The following is a 20,437-nucleotide window of genomic DNA, read 5'->3' as shown; positions in this document are numbered from 1 at the left end:
AAATTTGGACGAATAAAAAAATGTCGACAGTTTTGACATGATTCGCAAGATAGTTTTCATTAATCAGGAATTTTGAAAGTGAGATGAACTAAAAATGAAAAGTCAAAACGTATTGCGTCACTTCTTCTTTTTCACACTAAACTTTGATTCCTCATGATTAAGCAACCGTTTGATGTTTTTTCGATGCGTCAGCGGGACAAATATTCCGACAAAAACAGCAAGAATTAACAATGGCGTTGAACCGGTATTAAAAAGGAAAAAGACAAGGAAAGGAAAACTTACAGCAGCGGTGATGGATGAAAGGGAAACATATTTTGAAATGATCAGCATTAGGGCGAAAATGGCAATCGTTACCAAAACAGCATAAGGGTAAAGTGCGATGCCAACACCAAGCAGAGTGGCGATTCCTTTACCTCCCCTGAAACCGGCAAATACCGGAAATACATGTCCAAGGACAACAGCAACAGCTACAAATATCCTAAACAGGTCAGCCTGAAATGTACTCAATTGTTCAATTGGAAGGAAGTGAACCAGGTAAACTGCCAGCCATCCTTTAAAAACATCGAAGAGCAGCACGGGAATTCCTGCTTTCAACCCGAGAACGCGGATGGTGTTGGTGGCGCCGGCATTGCCACTACCCTCATTACGTACATCAACCCCCCAAAATATCTTCCCAACCCAGACAGCTGAGGGGATTGAGCCAACCAGGTAAGCGGTGAGTATTCCAATACCGATGTACATTTCGTTTGTCATATTATTCATCATCAGTGGCTTCTTGTTGCATATTCCGTAAAAAGCGATTTTTTGTCTGTGTATCTGAAACCGTGAATCGATAGGCGGGCTCACCTTTTCCTTGCTCATCCTGCCTTTTTTCTGTCTTAATATCTCTGAGAATTGCGTTAAAATCTGTCCGGGATGAGGCTGCCTGCATCAGGTTCCCTTTATAAGTGAAGAAATACCAGTGTCCCCGTTCAAGTTCAAGGTAAACATTGAATTCATCACCACTACGCCTTCTTACTACCTGAAGATACCCATCGAAATTCTTATACACAGGATTTCCCTTAATTATCAACACACCGATGGTTCCTTTGGAAATGAAAGAGCGCGAATCGATGTCATAAGTCATTTTTACGTCGGTAAAAATAAAATTCTTTTTTAAGCCCTCAGGCATTCGCTTTATTGTGCCGAACAGATTCAAATCGGCGAAGACCTGATCGGATTCATCCTTGCCAATCATTACTTCAAAGGATTCTCTGATCATCGGGTCATTCATGTCGATGGCTGGTTTATTGGCTGCACCGAGGTCTTCAGCCATCTTAACAAGGGCTTCTTCCGGGAAGTAAAAATCAACCGAAATAGTCACGTCGAAAAATGTTGAGTCCTGGAATATGGAATGATTAATCTGCCCGAAAACATCCATTTTAACCTGTCCGAGATCTTGCCCGAATGAAAGTTTTCCCCTCGCATTGATCGTGCAATTATCAATATTCCATCTCATAAAAGGTGCTGAAGGTTCGCTATCTTCTCCCAAATCAGCCTGATCTGCTTTCACAATAAGTAATTCCGCACCCTTCTTTCTGGTTTTCAATAAGCCATTCATCGAAAACAACAAGGAATCACTGTAATAAGAACGCCTCGAAAGGAACGCAGGATAAACCCTGTTTTCCTCGTTTGAGTGGAAAATTCCGGCGTAAAGTTGTTTGTAACCTTGCTCTAATAATTGTTCGGGCACGGGCATGATCAACTCTTCAGGGCTAATTCTTTGTTGGAAATCAACCCACCTTGACAGCGACGAATCACAGTCCTGGACGACCATATAGCCCCCTTTAAAGTCGAGCAGCGGGTCGCGGGCATTCAGCGTTACCTCACCTTTAAAAGCGAATCTGGGACTCAGTTGAAAATGATCATCTTCGGTCACCTTTCCTGAAGCGATAGTCTGAAATCCCTTATCTACTGTAATTTCATCAAAGTTTACTGTGTGCACTTCACCAATTGCATTGGTAAAAGCATATTTTCCCCTGGCCTTATAGTCAATTCCCGATTGAATGATAACCTCTGCATCGGTGATGATATGGTTTTGGTTGGATGTATCGGCAATGATTGTCGCCCCAATCAACGGCTGAATTACACCATTTTTATGAATTTCGACCAGGCCATCTCTTGGAAAAATGGCAGCATCGGCTACATTGATCAGTTGAACATCTCTCGCGGTAAGGATATTCCCGGTAATGTTGTAATTGGCACGTGGCGAATAAAACGATAACGAATCCTGCATCGGATGAACGGAGATAAATTGAGCTCCGGGAAGCGGTTTCCCAATCAGCTCAGCCATTGTAAGCGTGTCAAGACCCGGTAAATCAGGCTTTACATAGCTGTATAACTCAACCTCATTGCGGTCGAAATACCAGTCGAATTCATTCAAAAAAGAAACGTAACGAATTACCGGTAAGTCAATTTTAGAAAAAATATCATTGGTTTTAAAGTTCCCGGTTTTTTGATCCAGATCAACATAGGCCCGGTAATTTTCCGTATTAAATATTACATTGGAAACATCAATATCTCTGAGCACCAGCTTCGTTGTGTCAGAACTGAATGCGTTGGCCGTAAATTCATAATGATTTGAGTGGGCAGTAGCATTGAGGAAATCCAGTTCCCCGGCGCCCGATAATAAGGTTGGAGTGAGTGTTAAAGAACCGGATAACAAAGCCCTTTCGTTAAACAATGCAATTGGCGAATCTGTTGTATTTAGCAGCATCGAATCCTTGTAAGGTATCCAATGTTGATTTAAGTTGAACCCTTTTACCGGCGGAAAAGCTCCAACACTTGTCGCATTTGACTTAAGATCAAACTCAACTTTGCTGGCATTCGCTGAATCGAGGTAAAATATAAACTGCTGGCTTTTTGATACTGAGTTCAGGTATTCGAGCCGGCCATTTCCTCTCAGGCCTGCCTTGCTAAGCGTAATGGTGTCATAATAGGTTCCTTTTCCTTTGTAAACAGAATAACCTGCTTCAGGGATCTTTCTTTGAAAACCAAGTGAATAGTCAGGCATAACCACCATCGGTTCATCAATTTCATCGGGGAAAATACTTCCCGAATTCAGGTACCCTTCAAATTTAATAGACTCTGTGGCGAAGTTTTCAAGGCTTTCGAGGGTAAAAGGCTTCAAATAGTAATAGAACAGCTCCCGGTTATAGGCTTCCTTTAACTTAGCCGTGTCATCGTAAAAAACATAAGATTCTGTTGTACTCGTAAAAATAGGGTAACGGGGAGATTCTACCAGTCCGCTTTTATTACCCGGACGGTCAATCAGCATTTCACCGCTGATTCCGGTAATGGGCGTCTTCACATCAACAAGTCTGTGTTTGCCAAACTGATCCATGTCGAACGACTGTACTTTAAAACGCATGGTATCCACGGTGGGCATATTCAGTTTGAACGTGTCATAATTAAAATAGCATTCTGTTGCTTTAAAATCAAACAGTCCTGCCTGAACAGAACCTGAAAAGATAAAATCGCGGTTTTTACGAAGTGTTACCTCCTGCCCTGCAGGACGGATGGAAACCTTTTTGGCATTGCTGATGGACACCTGAGGTACTCCCCGTAAACTAAGGTCAAAATTTTCGAGTTTCAGTTCTGCATTGATCCGGTCATCAACATTGGATAAAAAACTGATGACGTCGTAATCATTCAGTTTACTTTTCGAAAAGAGATAGTGATTCACTTTGTCGGTGATAACTGCATGTTTCCTCCCTATATCATACTGCAAAAATCCCATCGTTGCCAGGCGGATGACCTGAGCTTCCACCTGGCTCTGCGGTATCTTCATATAAGTGGCCATTTGATCAATAAAAAACTCCTTTGTATTAAATTCCTTGCTGTAATCGTGCAGCCAAAGCAGAGGATGTTTACGGTCGATTCCCATCAGGTTGTCGAACTGTTGCTCAGAAAAAAATTTGTTCGAAGTAAAAGTAGCAGTGCTTTGATTTTTTAAGCCATACATCGCACCCATCCGAATCACCTCCTCATCCATCTTCCAGAAAATGGCTTCGCTCTCCATTTCAATATCGTGAAAACTGTTTGAGTAGGGGCTTTGCTCGATGCCCTGATTAATTCGGAGCAACGAAATCTCTCTGTTTTGGTCAAGGTAACGAAACTGAAGACCTGTGTGTACAATAGAGTCATCCTGATGGGTTATGGTTATGGCGGCGGTTTCAGCAGTAATCCGGTCAGGACTGATAATAAACTCATTGGATCTTGCAGTAAGTAAATCGTAATTCCCTGTTTTATCGCGGTAAGGCCGTTTAAAAGTAATTTTCGCAGGAGTCCGCACATCACCACTACCGTATATTTTTGCTCCCCTCATCGAAAAACTGCCTTCATAGTCTACATCCCTGAAAAGGCTGGTAATCATAAGATTACGGACCTCTGACTCGAAGCGGGGGTATAGCGCATTGTCTGGTGAGACAGCATTTGTGGAAACACGCTCAATGAGTGCACCAACAAGCGCACCCCTGAAATATTTATTGTGATTGAACGCCACAGGATTTGCTTCAAAACTTGCAGATTTCATGTCAATTTCATAATCATTAAGCTGAGCAAAAACCTCGTTTTCGGGCAAATTTGCCCGTTGCCAGGTGACTTTGCCTCCTTCTCCTTTCCAATGCTGGTTTAGAGGAAAATAATAACCACGGGTTTCGTAAATCACTGAAGTATCACTTTTTGTGAAACAGGTAATATTGCACTGATCAAAACGAGCATAAAAAATAGAATCATAACCAAAACGAAACTGGCTGTTTCCGGCTGACCATGTCAAAATCCTTGATTGATAAAGTATTCCGGATTCGATAAAATCACCGGTAAAGCCAAGTAACTCAACGAAAGCTTTGGCGTTTCCTTTGCTTTCAAGCATTTGAAGGGTAGCAGTAAGCCAAATGTCGAAATTATCGTTGCCGATATTTTTCGATTTAAAGGTTGTTAAAGTCTGGAGATATTGTTCGAAATCCGGGAATGATCTGAGTTTACGTAATAACATCAGGTCAGCAGTCTGATAAATAGTTTGCTGCTGTTCTGGCGAAAAACTACCGGCATTCCACAATCCGGAAAATGTGCTTAATGTTGAAATAGCCTTTTGCTGGTTATCACGCACCTGTATGGACTGGAACATCCCATTTAACTCCCCGAAAAATGCGTCCGGCTCGTGGGTAAACGACTTCAATGGCTGGCCATTCAGCATCAGCCCGGTGAGCCAACAAAATAGAATCACGACTGAAAGCCTGTAGTACATATTCTCCGATATCGGTCCTGTTTTTACTGAACGATGAATATAGCGGGAAAATGGCGATTTTATTGCCTTTCGCCCACTTAGTTTAAGGAGTAAAATGGTACTGCCCATAAACATTTCAAAGCTTCCTGCCTGGAAAGAAAAAGAAGGAATCGCCAGGAAAAATGACTGGATATGATTGCCTTTTCTGTTACCCGATCATGATTGCAGCCCACTTATTCAGCAATTTTTTAGCTTTGAATTCAAGACCTGATTTATCAGCTTCAACAAGTAAAATGGGGATGTCTTCTTCGTAAAAACCACTCATAAACAGCTTGCCATCTGACTTGAGTGAGTTTAGGTAGGAAGGCAAATGCTGGAGAAGAATATTCCGGTTAATATTTGCGATGATCACATCGAAGGTCATTTCGGATATTGTTTTTTCATCACCTAAGAGGGTTGTGACATTATTTACCAGGTTTCTTTCGGTGTTTTCGCATGCATTCTCGTAGGCCCAGCTGTCATTATCAACTGCAACTACTCTTTTTGCTCCCATTCTGGAAGCAAGGATGGCCAGTACTCCGGTTCCGCTCCCCATATCAAGCACCTCTTTGCCTTCCCAATCTTGTTCGAGAATGAATTCAATCATCATCCGGGTTGTTTCATGGTGAGCAGTACCAAATGACATTTTTGGCATGATCACGAGGTCAAACTCAATGTTCGGATCGGGTTGATGAAAAGGTGCTCTCACCATACATCGGCCTGCAATGGTCACCGGATCGAAGTTCTTTTCCCACTCCCGGTTCCAGTTCTCGTCCGGTATAAACCTGAATTCCCACGAAATATTAACCTGCTGTTTGATCCATTCAAGCTGTTCGGTCACTGCTTTTTCATCAAAATCAGTTTCTGGAATAAATGCTTTGATCCCGTTGTCATCGTCTGTAAAACTATCGAAACCGCAGTCGCTCAGCCATGCCGGGATAATTTCGCTGTAATCACCTGAGGATTTATCTTTAAATAAAATATTGACGCAGTAATAGTTCATCGGTTATTCGTACTTCATCCATTTCCATAACTCTGCATAATTTACTTTTTTACCATACATTAAAATTCCTGTCCGGTAAATCTTTGCAGCAAACCAGGTAGTAAAAAGAAAGCCAAGAATCAGCAATCCTGCTGAAAGTGCAATTTCCCATAATGGCACACCAAAAGGAATGCGCAGCATCATAATGATTGGCGAGGTGAGCGGGATGATTGAAAACCAAAAAGCAACCGGGCCTGAGGGGTTATTGATGATCATACCCAGCATTACCATCGATAGGATGAGCGGGATGGTTACCGGCAGCATAAATTGCTGAGAATCGGTTTCGTTGTCAACAGCGGATCCAATGGCAGCAAAAAGTGCGGCATAAAGCAAATATCCGCCAAGGAAAAAAAACAGGAATGCCCCAATCATCACTCCATAATTGATCGAACTGATGGCTTCGATAATCCGGACATTGAATGAATCCTGCGATTGTGTCTGCTCCGAAATGTTCTTTAACTGTTCTGCATCAAGTACTTTTGCTCCACCGGTGTATAATTGTTCCGACTTTGTGAGTTCGGTAGTATCAAGCACGGTTGCCTGCAAAACTGTGACTATACCGAGCGTGAGCACAATCCACAACATGAACTGGGTGAGCCCAACAAGCGCTACTCCGACAATTTTTCCCATCATCAGTTCAAATGGCTTGACCGAAGAAATGATTACTTCAACAATGCGGTTGGTCTTTTCCTCCATCACACCACGCATAACCTGCGCTCCAAACATAAAAATGAACATGTAAATAAGCACACCTGAAACAATACCTACACCCATGCTTACTTCAGTAAAGCTCTTTTCTTCACTACCACTTTCGGTGATTTTAATCGTATTGAGTACAATGTTGGATTTGATTGCCCTGAGAATTTCGGGATCCACACCGGAAGCCTCGAGTTTGAGGCTTTCCACCTCATTTTTCATGATACTTTTGATATGCGAAGTGACATCAAGTGAAGGCTGACCGGTGGAATAAAACATCCCTGCCGATGGCACACTAAGCTCTGTTTGAGGGATCCAGAGCAACCCGTAATCGCCACTTTTCAGCAGGTTTTCCTTGGCCGTTTCAACATCAACAGAAATGGGGATGAACTTCATTGTTTTGGTGTCAGTAAATCGTTGCGCAAACAGGCCGGTTTCGTCAATCACCTGAATAGTTTTTTCATCCGTGGATATTGTCGACAAAAAAACAGGGAGTACCCAAATGGAGGCCATTAGAATCGGGCCAAGTATGGTCATCACAATGAACGACTTTTTCTTCACCCTCGACAAATACTCGCGTGTAATGATGATTTTGATTTTATTCATGGCTTCAACTTATTTTTTGTATTCGTTCACTTTTGAAATAAAAATGTCATTCATAGTTGGGAGTATTTCTGTGAAACCATGCACTTCCACCTCAGCAATGGCGAGTTTCAGCAGATCGTTGGGGGTTGTTTGGGAAGGGATCTGGATTTTTGCCCTTGCGAACCCATTTTCAATTTCCTCGCCAATCAGATGATAGTCCTGTGGCAGATTGGTGGCAAAAGAATGACTGTTTTTCACATAAGTCAGTTCGAACAGATTTTTCTTATAAGACTGTTTGATTTCATCCACACGTCCATCAAGGATTTTCTCCGCATTATTAATCAATGCAATGTGATCGCAAAGTTCTTCAACGGAAGCCATGTTGTGGGTTGAAAAGATAATTGTGCCCCCCTCTTCTTTGATTTTCAGGATTTCATCTTTTAAAAGATTGACGTTGATGGGGTCGAAACCGCTAAATGGCTCGTCGAAAATCAGTAGCTCAGGTTTGTGCAGCACAGTGACCACGAACTGGATTTTTTGCTGCATCCCTTTCGAAAGTTCCTCCACTTTTTTGTCCCACCATGCGGTGATCTCAAACTTTTTAAACCAGACTTTCAGTCTTTCTGTAGCTTCTGATTTGGATAATCCTTTGAGTTGAGCGAGATAGAGTGCCTGCTCCCCAACTTTCATTTTTTTATAAAGGCCGCGTTCTTCCGGCAGGTATCCGATCCGCGAAACGTCCTCCCTTGTAAGTCTGGCGCCGTTAAACAGGACTTCCCCTTCGTCGGGCGCCGTAATACGATTGATGATTCTTATCAGTGTGGTTTTACCGGCGCCGTTTGGCCCCAGCAGCCCGAAAATGCTCCCACGAGGAACCGTGAGACTCACATTCTTGAGTGCACGATGACCGGTAAACTGTTTACTCACATTGTTGATTCTGAGTGTTTCCATAAAAGGTCCTTTTAGGTTAATTATGAGGAACAAAAGTATTAACTTTCAATCATCTCCGGCTCTGAATAGTTTTACTAAACCATACATATAATTTTTCTAAAAACGTCAACGAGTATCATTTTTTACTGAAAATATTCTTTCATCCGGCTAAAGAAGTTTTTCTGACCTTTTGAAGGGGAAGGACTGAAATTGGGCGAAAGTGCCAGCTTTTCAAGGATTAGTTTTTCCTCTTTACTTACACTCTCGGGAGTCCATACATTGATGTTAATCAGCAGATCACCTTTACCGTAACGGTCAATATTTGGCAGTCCTTTACCTTTGAGGCGGAGTACTTTGCCGCTTTGTATTCCTGGCTCCAGTGTAATCCTTGCTTTTCCTTCAAGGGTTGGTATTTCTACCTGACAGCCGAGCACTGCATCAGGGAAGGAGATATATTTTTCATAGATCAGGTTGTTGCCATCACGCACCAGGTCTTCGTGTTCTTTCTCTTCGATGATGATGATGAGGTCGCCATTGATACCACTTCTTGCACCGGCATTTCCTTTTCCACTCACCGAAAGCTGCATGCCATCAGCCACACCAGCCGGTATATTGATACTGATCACCTCTTCCCCTTTCACTATGCCGTCGCCACCGCAGGAAGTGCATTTCTGGGTTATCGAACGACCTTCTCCACCACAAGTCGGACAGGTAGATGTGGTTTGCATTTGTCCCAAAAATGTATTGGTCACCCGAGTTACCTGGCCAGAGCCATGACACGTGTGACATGTATTGTAAGATGAGCCATGTTGGGCGCCTGTTCCTGAGCAGGGCTCGCATTTTACAAATTTACTTACCTTGATTTTCTTTTCAACTCCATTTGCAATTTCATCAAGATTCAGCTTTACTTTAACACGAAGATTGGATCCCCGATTGACCCTCCGGTGTGTGCCTCCACCGCTGAAACCGCCTCCAAAACCACCACCAAACCCTCCGAATGCCCCACCAAAAATATCACCAAAATGAGAGAATATATCATCCATCGACATACCACCACCCTGGTTGCCCACCCCATCATGGCCATAACGATTGTAACGTTCCCGCTTCTGTGGATCGCTCAAGACCTCATAGGCTTCGGCAGCCTCTTTAAATTTATCTTCCGCACTTTTGTCACCAGGGTTTTTATCAGGATGAAATTTCAACGCCATCTTGCGGTAAGCCTTTTTAACATCGGCCTCGCTGGCATCTCTGGACACTTCAAGTATTTCGTAGTAGTCTCTTTTTGACATATCCTTTGTGTTTGTTTTGATAATGACCGGCATTTATTGCCCCACAACTACGCGGGCAAACCTGATCACTTTTCCGTTGAGAAGGTAACCTTTTTCAATTTCTTCGATCACTTTTCCTTTCATCTGGTCGTCAGGGGCGGGAATAATGGTTAATGCTTCGTGAAAGTCGGTGTCAAACGGTTGTCCTGCTGAACTCATCGACTCAAGTCCTTTTTTTGTTAGAATATTTAATAACTTATTGTATATCAGTTTAATTCCATCAACATCAACACCAGTAGCGCCATTTTTATCCATTGCAGCAATGGCTCTTTCAAAATCATCCAGCACAGGTAACAGACCAATGATCGTATCTTCGGAGGCTGTCTTCAATAAATCAAGACGCTCTTTATTTGTTCTCTTGCGATAGTTATCGAACTCAGAAAACAATCTTAAATATTTATCATTGAGTTCATCCAGTTTTTCTTCGAGGCTTTTGATCTTCTCTTCATATCTCTTCACGGCCTTGTGGCCTTTTTGAAACAGTGTTTTAGAGGTTTGGTCCTTAGCATTTTTTGCCTGTGCGTCCTTCGTGCTTTCTGCACTTGTGGCATCCTTGCCATCAACCGTCTCTCCGGATAGATCAGTGAAATCAAAATTGTTTTCTTCAACCATAATTCATCTCTATTAATAATCAATGATTTACAATATATTTGGATAGATTGGGCATCTGTTATCAAAATTTCTGCCAATCAATGGTTTAGCGTCAGAATGTCAGCGGTTGATCCTGAAAGCTTTGTCCTTCTCACTCCGCAAATTTTTGCAGAAGTTCGTTCAGCTGTTCGATTTTTAGATTTTTTGCGATAATGATTCCATTGCTGTCGAGCAGGAGGTTGGCAGGGATTGCTCTGATATCGTATGTCTTTGCCACCGGCGACTCCCAACCCTCGAGGCTGCTCACATGATCACTCCAAACCAAACCATCCTTGTTGATGGCATTTATCCAGTTCTCCCTCGTTTTGTCAAGGGATACACTAAAAATCCTGAAACGCTCTCCCTTGCTGAATTTTACATCCTTAAAAGTCTGGAAAATCTCAACAATCTGAAGATTTTCATGCCTGCACGGGCGACACCAGGCTGCCCAAAAAGAAATGAAGACGATGTTGCCTCTCAAATTATAAAGACTCAAATCATTTTCGTACATATCTTTCAGGGTGATGTCCGGAGCAAGGTTGCCAATTTCAATCCCCGTTTTGGGAGATGAACCAGTCTGGGCATTCAGGGAATGAGATGCTATATGAATCAGGAGAAAGAGTGAAAGAAGTTTTAAGATCATTTTGAGCATTATACTGTTACATATTTAAGTTACAGCTGACAATTGACCACAAGACCATAAAAATGCAGATTTCCTTGTGGAGGCCGGATTCTGGATCCTGCTGTATGCAGTTTGCGATTTATTTCCATGATAAAAAGCAACAACTCCTATACCCTGACAATATCAGCACCCAGGGCTTTCAACCTGACATCAATATCCTGGTAACCACGGTCAATCTGGTCAATATTGTCGATAATACTTTCACCATTTGCCGAAAGCGCTGCAATCAGAAGTGCTACCCCGGCCCGTATGTCAGGTGAACTCATCCTGAGGCCTCGAAGTTTATATTTTCTGCCGAGGCCGATTACGGTTGCACGATGTGGGTCACAAAGGATGATTTGTGCCCCCATGTCAATAAGTTTATCTACAAAATAGAGGCGGCTTTCGAACATCTTTTGGTGGATGAGTACACTACCCTGTGCCTGAATGGCCACAACCAGCGCAATACTGATAAGGTCCGGAGTAAAGCCGGGCCATGGTGCATCAGCAATGGTCATGATACTGCCATCAAGAAAAGTTTCCACTTCGTAAATCTCCTGTTCAGGAATGATTAACGAATTCTCGCCCTCTTCGATGATGATTCCCAGCCGCCTGAATACATCTGGGATGATCCCAAGTTGGCTAACGTCGACTCCTCTGATAGTGACACCTGATTGCGTCATGGCAGCAAGCCCGATGAAACTTCCGATCTCGATCATATCAGGTAGTAAAGTATGACTGCAACCGTGCAATTGTTCCACACCTTCGATAACGAGGAGATTAGAACCTATCCCTGTTATTTTTGCGCCCATCCGGTTGAGCATTTTACATAATTGAACCAGGTATGGCTCACAGGCGGCATTGAAAATGGTCGTTGTTCCTTTGGCAAGTGTGGCAGCCATCAAAACGTTTGCTGTTCCGGTCACAGAGGCTTCGTCAAGCAACATATAGGTTCCGGTTAATTTTGAGGCATCTACTTTGTAAAATTTATCATCGAAACTGTGATCAAATTTTGCCCCGAGTTTCTGCAAACCAATAAAATGCGTATCAAGACGGCGGCGACCAATTTTGTCGCCACCCGGCTGAGGAATGTAACCCAATCCGAAACGAGTGAGGAGAGGACCAAGAATCATGATTGAGCCCCTGAGACTTGCACCTTTCTTCCTGAAAGTGTCTGAACGCAGGTACTCGAGATTGATATGCACTGCCTCGAAAGTGAAAGTATTCCTGTCCTTTTTACCCACTTTCACACCCAGATCACTAAGCAGATCAATCAGGTTGATCACATCATTGATGAGCGGAATATTGGAAATGGTAACCTTTTCAGGTGTAAGCAAAGTAGCACAGATTACTTGCAGTGCCTCATTTTTGGCGCCTTGTGGTGTAATTTCACCTCCTAACTTCTTACCGCCCTGAATGACGAACGAACTCATAGCTGCTGTTTAATTTGGTAAATTAATTGATATTTAGGATAAAATCACCTGTGGCAACGCAAAAGATTAGTTATGGATTATCCTTCAAATTCCCTGATTTTCCTTAATGCTAATACTTCCCTTTCCTACGTTGCGACTGATTCTTCGATGATTTAGGTTTAGGTTTTTTCTTGGTTCCCTGCTGGCTCAATATTTCGTTGGTGTGCTTAAGCTGCAGGGCTTCCGAAATACGAAGCCTGTTGTTCGACAATTCTGTCAGGTGCTGTGCAATCAGACTGTCGTCCACTGAGTCACGGTTCCAGATCAGGTAAGATTTTTTTAGCTGGTTGGCAATGCTTTTAGTCAATTCTTCTTTGTCCGGACCTTCTTCCATTTCGCAGGCTTTTTCGATAATCATCTGTATATTCCGGCCGTAGTAGGAGTATTTCATGCTGCGTTTAGGGTAACTAATCCTTCTTGGGGCTTTCGTCAATACTTCCCGGTCAGGTACAGGGAATGGGGAATCGATATCGAGTTTAAAATCCGACATGATGTGCAGGTGATCCCATAATTTGTGTCTTAATTCGGGAGAGTCTTTTGCCGTTGTATGCAGTTGAACCATAATTTCAATCAGCTGATGGGCATAACGTGTTCTTTTTTCCTTATCCTCAGTTTTCACCACTTTATCTACCATCTTTTGAAGATTTCTGCCATATTCCGGTAATGGGAGTTGCGTGCGCTGAGTGTTGTATTCCAGATTTTCCATTTATTTGATGTTAATTATTTACATTGATTTTTTGCGAAACGATTAATCCGTTTCAATTTCCGATTTGAGCCGTTCGGCGTTTTCGGCCAACTGTAATTGATCAATGAGCTCCTGAATATTCCCATCCACAATGGATTGAAGGTTATATAGCGTCAGCCCGATCCGGTGATCCGACACTCTTCCCTGTGGATAATTGTAGGTTCTGATTTTGGCTGACCGGTCACCTGTCGATACCATGGTTTTTCTTTTCGAGGAAATTACGTCAAGATACTTCTGATGTTCAAGTTCATAGATTCTGGAACGTAATACCGAAAGTGCCTTATTGTAGTTTTTAATTTGTGATTTCTGATCCTGGCAGGAAGCCACAATCCCTGTCGGAATATGGGTAAGCCTGACAGCGGAGTAAGTGGTATTGACAGATTGCCCACCCGGGCCCGAAGAGCAAAAAACATCACGCCGGATATCAGAAGGATTTAACTCAATATCAAACTCATCGGCTTCAGGTAAAACAACAACTGAAGAGGCTGATGTATGAACCCTGCCCTGTGTTTCAGTCACCGGAACCCTTTGCACGCGATGTACACCGGACTCATATTTCATTTGCCCGTAAACTTTATCCCCTTTTATATTGAAAATGATCTCCTTAAAGCCCCCCATTGTGCCTTCAGCAGCGTCAACAAATTCTACTGACCAACCTTTGGTTTCAGCAAATTTCGCATACATTCTGTAAAGATCGCCCGCAAAAATGCTGGCTTCATCACCCCCAGTGCCAGCCCTGATTTCAATAATGGCATTCTTATCATCAATCGGGTCTGCAGGAATTAGCATGAGGCGTGCTTTTTCTTCCAAGGTATCCCTCCGCGCAATCAATTCTGCCAGTTCTTCCTTCGCCATGGTGCGAAATTCTTCGTCTTTCTCGTTTTTTAGAATCTCCCTGGTCGATTCGATATTGTAGGTGATCATGCTCAGCTCATCATAGGCTTCAACGATCGGTTGCAGATCTTTATATTCCTTATTCAGCTTTATGAACATCTTCATGTCGGACATTGCAGTAGGTTCATTCATTTTCTGCTCAATGTCCTTCCACTTTGTTTTTATTGCTTTAAGTTTGTCAAGCATAAATCTTTAGAAAAATTTTTGCAAAAGTAATTAATTCAGTATGATCATGACTACCACCATTCCTTAAACAAACCACTACAGAACGCATCGGCATAAAATCAGCAATGGATCAGTTAACACTGTCGCCATACAATTTTTACGGTCTGATCAATGCTTTCCGCTAGTTAGCTTCTTTTGGCAAGGGTATGCATTTCGTGCTTTCAAGTGCTCTCTGTATCCATCACAATGAGCAAACGCTAAGGTTACAGTTTTCTCACAAACAGCTGGGAATTGATATAGCGCGTAACTTTGATTGGTTCGCCTTTTTCGATAAATCCCGACTCGGCTGTAGCATCATAGGTTTCTTCATCGATCAGTATTTTGCCGGATGGCCTCAATACCGTTTTTGAAATGCCTTCCAGGCCAATCATACGGGTATAAGATTCAAGTGCTGAAGTGTAACCCTCTGAACTTTCCTGAGTCGTGGCAAGTGCCAGGTGCCCAAAAGTTGTTGTTGTGAAAAGTTTTCGGCTGATCCAGAACGAAAGTGTTAGCGAAATAAAAGTGGCTATGATTACGATGAACAAGGAAACTGTTAGTTCTCTGAAAGGGAAACTTCCAAGCTCGAAACCCTTGATGTCAACCATACCAAGCGCAAGGCCGGCAACTACAAGCACTATGCCCGTTATACCAGCCACACCAAAACCAGGTATGACAAACACTTCCAGGGCAATAAGAATTACTCCGACGATGAAAATAATAATTTCCCAGTGTGTTGCAATGCCTTCGAGGTATAACGGCATAAAATAGAGCAAAGCAGCCAAAATAGAGGCTGCAATTGGAAATCCTACCCCGGGTGTTTGTAACTCAAAATACAACCCGCCGATGATCACCATGATCAGGATTCCTGAAACAACAGGGCTGATTAAAAAACGGATAATCCTGTCGGTAAACGTCAGCTCATGGTTGATGATTTCATATTCTTTAATTCCAGCAACATTAAGCACATCCTGAAGACTTTCTGCCTGAGCTTCAGAAAATCCGAATTTGATTGCTTCAGATGTGGTAAAGGTGATTACCTGTCCCGAGTCGGATACACCTGGGATTTTAATTCGCGGGTCAACCATACCCTCAGCGATTTTCGGATCTCGTCCTTTGGCTTCGGCCGTCGCACGCATCATCGAACGCATGTAGGATTGATACTTGTCCGGCACAACTTCACCGGATTGATCAACAACGGTAGCAGCACCAATATTTGCTCCGGGACGCATGTAAATACTGTCGCAGGCAATAGAGATCAATGCTCCTGCAGAGGCAGCGTTGTTATCAATAAAAACCCAAACCGGAATGGATGATTGCAAAATTGCCGTCCTGATCGAGTCTGCCGATTCGAGCATTCCTCCATAGGTATTCATATCGATCAGAATCAAATCGGCAGCGGTGTCCTTTGCTGATTGCAGTGCTTTTTTTGTCAAGTGCCAGACCGGAGGTGCAATCATCTCCTTAATATTTAATGTGTAAACCCTGTAAACTTTCGACTTATCGCTAAATGGATTTTCTTCCTCCTCTGCACAGGCAGGTAAAGCAGCATAAATCAGGGCGATGAAAACGGCAAAAAAATTAACTGCTATTCGATTCATATACGTTGGCTTTAATCAGTTTAAGATCAGGCAAATTTAAGGAATGTTTCCGGAATAGGATGTTCTGTTCAGATTCAAATATTTCGAGGGTTTCTTTACGACCAATTGTCAAATTCAATCAAAACAAAAAAATGAAAGTGGAATTGGGCACAAGCTGACCTTAACTTAACAGTTACCTGTTTTTTCAAATTTCTTTATCAGGCAATATTGAACAAAAAGAAATAATTCATTTACTACTCCTCAATCACAGCACTTGTGGCATCCAGGTTACGATCAACTTTCTTAAACAGGCCCTGAAGAACAGTTCCCGGCCCAACCTCAACTACTTGTTTTACCCCATCAGCAAGCATGTTCTTCATGATTTGTGTCCAGCGAACCGGTGCGGTAAGCTGAGCGATAAGGTTCGATTTGATAATTTCCGGATCTGTCACCGGTTGAGCTGTTACGTTTTGATAAATAGGGCAAATTCCCTTGACAAACTTAGTAGTTTCAATAGCTTTGGACAGCTCAAGCCTGGCAGGTTCCATCAATGGCGAATGAAATGCTCCCCCTACTTTTAATTGCAAAGCACGTTTGGCGCCTGCGTCAGTAAGTTTTGCACAAGCTATCTCGATACCTTTTACCGAACCTGAAATAACCAATTGCCCGGGGCTATTATAGTTGGCAGGAACAACAATTTCGTTGATGTCTTTTAAAACCTTTTCAACAACAGCATCATCAAGACCAAGAATGGCAGCCATGGTTGAAGGCTCAGCTTCGCAGGCTTTTTGCATGGCCTGAGCCCTTTTACTGACCAGCTTAAGACCATCCTCAAACGAAAGCGATTTATTGGAAACCAGCGCCGAAAACTCACCCAACGAGTGTCCTGCAACCATATCAGGTTTAAAGCTGTCCTTCAGCATCCTGGCCAAAATAACTGAGTGTAAAAAAATTGCAGGTTGAGTAACTTTGGTCTCTTTCAAATCGTCATCTGTTCCATCAAACATGATATCTGTTATCCTGAAACCGAGAATTTTGTTGGCTTTTTCAAAGAGTTCCTTCGCGGCCGGGAACTTCTCGTATAAATCCTTTCCCATCCCGACAAACTGTGCCCCCTGACCGGGGAAAACATAAGCTTTCATAAAAATAAATTGGTTTTAACGTCTTCTCTTTAATCGCGGCAAAAATAGAAATAAAATAAAGAAATTGAATAAAATGACAGAATAACACATCAACCTTTTGATGATCAACACTTCTCCAATTTCATTACTCAACGCATGTTGAAAATAAATACACTTCTTCCTACGATTTGAGCTTTTTAAACGTTATGACTGTTCAAATATTTAAAACAAATTAAAATGATGAAAAAAATTGCAGTCGCTTTATTATTAATGACCTTCGTGGTTTCATCCTGCCAGCGCAAGGAAGTTGACAGGCTCAAGCAAGAAAATGAAAAATTGCAGCTTACCGTGCAACAACGCGAAGATGACATCAACAGCATGATCTCAATCCTCAACGAAATTGAAGAAAATCTTACCAATGTCAGAGCCCGTGAGGAAAGACTTCTGAAAATTTCTTCAACCACCGAAAACAAAACAAATAAGGTGGATGATATTAAACAGGAAATCATGGCTATTGATGAACTCATGCGGAAAAACCGCGAGAATCTTGAGCTTCTCAGTCAAAGGTTAAAAACAACAACCGGCGAAAATCAACAACTCGAAAAGATGATTGCCAACCTAAATTCAGTGGTTGAAAGCAAAGACCTTGAAATTCAGACTCTGCTTGCCGACATGGAAGACATGAACCTGCAGATCAACGATTTGTATAGTACAGTGACCGATTTAAAAGTTGATCAGGCCGAAAAGGAAATTACCATTGACCAGCAGGACAAAGCGTTGCATCGCGGTTATTATCTTATTGGTCTACGGAAAGAAATGCGTGAACAGGGAATTTTAATCCGCAGCGGCGGCTTTTTAGGACTCGGCAAAGTTGACAAACTTGCCGATAATCTTGATCCATCTCAGTTTACAATGATTGATATTCGTGAAAATACAGTTTTCCCCATTGATGCTGAAAAAATAAATCTACTTACAGTGCACCCTTCTGACAGTTACCTGATCAGAAACAGCGAAGATGGCAAGCGGGTAACCAGTTTTGAAATTACCCGGGTTGAAGATTTCTGGAAAGCATCGAGATTCCTGGTGCTATCCCTTGATTAAATGTAAAAAGGCTGTCAGTAAAATTTGCCGACAGCCTTGTCCGGGAAAATATCGTCCTTTTAGTGCAGGTTCGAACCGATCAGATGGATAAACTCTGCCCGTGTTTTTTCGCTCAGGAATGCTCCTGTAAAGTCGGAAGTTGTGGTAACAGAATTTTGTTTCTGGATTCCCCGCATAGACATACACATGTGCTGAGCTTCAATTACAACCGCCACCCCAAGGGGATTTAATGTGCTTTGAATGCACTCTTTTATTTGCGTCGTTAATCTTTCCTGAACCTGCAGGCGCCTTGCAAAGGCATCTACAATGCGGGGTAATTTACTCAGACCAACGATGTATCCGTTTGGGATGTAAGCAACATGGGCTTTCCCAAAGAAGGGGAGCATGTGGTGTTCGCACATCGAATAAACCTCAATATCTTTCACAAGCACCATTTGCTTGTAATCTTCTTTAAACATAGCACTCTTCAGAATTTCAGCAGGGTCAAGATCGTAACCATGAGTAAGAAATTGCATCGCTTTCGCAACCCTTTCAGGTGTCTTCTGAAGACCTTCACGCTCCGGATTTTCTCCAATCAGCTTCAAGATTTCATAATAATGAAATCCTAAGCTGTCAATAGTTTCCTGGTTGTAAAGGTCCATTTTCTCGTAGCCGTCCATTTCGTTCTCCCTTGCCATTTCAAGCAGGAAATCTCTTTTAGTCTTACTGTTCGTCAGTATCGAATCCATATTTTTAAAATTTAAGCAAAAGTACTAAAGAATTGAAATTAGAACTTTTAGCAAGGGTTGATTTTTGGTTTAATGTGGGTAAAAAGTCAAAACCCCTCACTTTGGAGGGATTTTGACAAAGGAACTCAAATGAAGATTATCTTACAATCTGAATTTTTCTCGACACTGCTTCATCACCAGCGTTGATCACCATAATGTAAAGTCCTTCAGGAAGACTGCTAACATCCAAACGATGTTGCTGGCTACCAGAAAGTGAATTTAGGTTGTCACTGATCATTTTAGAACCAAGCAGATTGAAAAGTTCAATTTCAACTTCAGTGGTTTGTTTTAGGTTGAAATTTACATTTACAAACGAAGTAACAGGGTTGGGATAAATCGACAGGCTGGATACCTCTACGATATCATCAATACTGCTCGTATTGGTTAATTCAACAAGATTACCTCCTGCCGCTAACGCGGCAAATAGACCAAATGATGCACCATTGCTGTTACCTGCAGGATTTAAGAAGCCACTGGCAACCAAAGTTAAAGCCTGTCCCTGCAAACCAAGTGTTTCGAGGGGAGCAGCAAAAGTTGCAACTGCTGTTACACCTGACTCATCACGTATCTGTAATGAAAAGTTGGCCGTCGGGAGTTCAAGGTATCCTGCAAAGTCACCATAGGAAAAATCATTAATAATCTCACCGGCGCCAACACCCACTTCATAAACGGTTACAGTAGGGGCATCGGTTGATCCATGGAATGCCAATACATCGGTGTTTCCGGATTGCAAAGCTGATTCACGACCCATTCCGTAAACATAAATATCAAAGGGTTGTGAAGGCTCGTAACCCGAAGCGCTTACAATGCCATTGGCGACTAAAACATAGGTTTCTCCATCGGCAAGGGTGTAGTTTTGGGACCAAATCGGATTCTCAGGGCTGGTGCTGCCAGGTCCCTGAATGGCAATGGTAAATTCAACGCCTGCGGGTGCATCAATAAAAGGTGTAGCTGTTCTGAAGGCAAAATTCTCGATCAGCTTGGTATCATCAAGCCATACATCTACTACTGCTGCGGCTGCATCGGCTGAATTGTGGATTACCTGAACACGGGCAGTTTGCTGTGGCTCATAAACCGGCAGAGCAATCAAATCGCCACCTGATGGCAGGGCAACGAATAATCCAAAAGCTTCGCCATTGCTGTTGTTGGCCGGATTCAAAAATCCTGAAGCAATCACTGATAAGGCAGCGCCTTCCAGACCAAGGGTTGCAAGCGGAGCAGCGTAAGCAGCTACGGTTACAGTGCCGGTTTCGTCACGTACTTCGAGTACAAAGTCAAGCGTGGGCAATTCAAGGTATCCTGCGAAATCTCCATAGGAAAAATCACTGATAATCTCACCGGCGCCAACGGCCGTTTCAAATACAGTTACCGTAGGG

16 protein-coding genes are annotated in these 20,437 nt (G+C 42.6%); 1 reads left to right on the top strand and 15 read right to left on the bottom strand.

What is annotated here, in order from left to right:
- Window positions 1–117 precede the first annotated feature (117 nt).
- From plsY to fabD, 13 genes are all read right to left on the bottom strand, one after another.
- Window positions 118–753 (bottom strand): glycerol-3-phosphate 1-O-acyltransferase PlsY, encoded by a 636-nt coding sequence (gene plsY, locus IH598_14725; protein ID MBE0639770.1) that lies wholly within the window; start codon window positions 751–753, stop codon window positions 118–120.
- Between the two features lies 1 nt (window position 754).
- A complete protein-coding gene (locus tag IH598_14720) occupies window positions 755–5,395 on the bottom strand; it encodes a hypothetical protein (protein ID MBE0639769.1) in 4,641 nt (1,546 codons plus the stop codon).
- A 79-nt stretch (window positions 5,396–5,474) separates the two neighbouring features.
- Complete coding sequence (prmA, locus tag IH598_14715) at window positions 5,475–6,308, bottom strand: 50S ribosomal protein L11 methyltransferase (GenBank protein ID MBE0639768.1); 834 nt, start codon at window positions 6,306–6,308, stop codon at window positions 5,475–5,477.
- A 3-nt stretch (window positions 6,309–6,311) separates the two neighbouring features.
- Window positions 6,312–7,649 (bottom strand): ABC transporter permease, encoded by a 1,338-nt coding sequence (locus tag IH598_14710; GenBank protein MBE0639767.1) that lies wholly within the window; start codon window positions 7,647–7,649, stop codon window positions 6,312–6,314.
- A gap of 9 nt (window positions 7,650–7,658) precedes the next feature.
- A complete protein-coding gene (locus tag IH598_14705; GenBank protein ID MBE0639766.1) occupies window positions 7,659–8,579 on the bottom strand; it encodes an ATP-binding cassette domain-containing protein in 921 nt (306 codons plus the stop codon).
- Window positions 8,580–8,701: 122 nt separating this feature from the next.
- Window positions 8,702–9,847: a molecular chaperone DnaJ gene (gene dnaJ / locus IH598_14700; GenBank protein ID MBE0639765.1), complete on the bottom strand. Its 1,146-nt coding sequence runs from the start codon at window positions 9,845–9,847 to the stop codon at window positions 8,702–8,704.
- 33 nt (window positions 9,848–9,880) lie between these two features.
- Window positions 9,881–10,498: a nucleotide exchange factor GrpE gene (locus IH598_14695; GenBank protein MBE0639764.1), complete on the bottom strand. Its 618-nt coding sequence runs from the start codon at window positions 10,496–10,498 to the stop codon at window positions 9,881–9,883.
- A gap of 130 nt (window positions 10,499–10,628) precedes the next feature.
- Window positions 10,629–11,168: a TlpA family protein disulfide reductase gene (locus tag IH598_14690; GenBank protein MBE0639763.1), complete on the bottom strand. Its 540-nt coding sequence runs from the start codon at window positions 11,166–11,168 to the stop codon at window positions 10,629–10,631.
- Window positions 11,169–11,305: 137 nt separating this feature from the next.
- A complete protein-coding gene (gene murA, locus IH598_14685; protein MBE0639762.1) occupies window positions 11,306–12,610 on the bottom strand; it encodes a UDP-N-acetylglucosamine 1-carboxyvinyltransferase in 1,305 nt (434 codons plus the stop codon).
- A 109-nt stretch (window positions 12,611–12,719) separates the two neighbouring features.
- Window positions 12,720–13,355, bottom strand: a complete 636-nt coding sequence (locus IH598_14680; GenBank protein MBE0639761.1) for a DUF4290 domain-containing protein — start codon at window positions 13,353–13,355, stop codon at window positions 12,720–12,722.
- 42 nt (window positions 13,356–13,397) lie between these two features.
- Window positions 13,398–14,474, bottom strand: coding sequence for a peptide chain release factor 1 (prfA, locus tag IH598_14675; protein MBE0639760.1), 1,077 nt, complete (start codon window positions 14,472–14,474; stop codon window positions 13,398–13,400).
- Window positions 14,475–14,716: 242 nt separating this feature from the next.
- Window positions 14,717–16,093: a nodulation protein NfeD gene (locus tag IH598_14670; protein ID MBE0639759.1), complete on the bottom strand. Its 1,377-nt coding sequence runs from the start codon at window positions 16,091–16,093 to the stop codon at window positions 14,717–14,719.
- A gap of 233 nt (window positions 16,094–16,326) precedes the next feature.
- Window positions 16,327–17,214, bottom strand: coding sequence for an ACP S-malonyltransferase (fabD, locus tag IH598_14665; protein MBE0639758.1), 888 nt, complete (start codon window positions 17,212–17,214; stop codon window positions 16,327–16,329).
- A gap of 216 nt (window positions 17,215–17,430) precedes the next feature.
- Here fabD and IH598_14660 point away from each other — a divergent pair, with 216 nt between their 5' ends.
- Window positions 17,431–18,294 (top strand): hypothetical protein, encoded by an 864-nt coding sequence (locus IH598_14660; GenBank protein MBE0639757.1) that lies wholly within the window; start codon window positions 17,431–17,433, stop codon window positions 18,292–18,294.
- Between the two features lie 59 nt (window positions 18,295–18,353).
- On the opposite strand, the gene folE is transcribed toward IH598_14660, so the two are convergent.
- A complete protein-coding gene (gene folE, locus IH598_14655; protein ID MBE0639756.1) occupies window positions 18,354–18,971 on the bottom strand; it encodes a GTP cyclohydrolase I FolE in 618 nt (205 codons plus the stop codon).
- Between the two features lie 187 nt (window positions 18,972–19,158).
- The coding region (locus IH598_14650) for a DUF4397 domain-containing protein (protein MBE0639755.1) at window positions 19,159–20,437 on the bottom strand (1,279 nt) is incomplete at its 5' end.

The organism is Bacteroidales bacterium (assembly GCA_014860585.1).
In the GTDB taxonomy this organism is placed as follows: domain Bacteria; phylum Bacteroidota; class Bacteroidia; order Bacteroidales; family 4484-276; genus RZYY01.
Note: the sequence above shows the minus strand (reverse complement) of the source record. Positions and strands in the feature narration are given on the sequence as shown.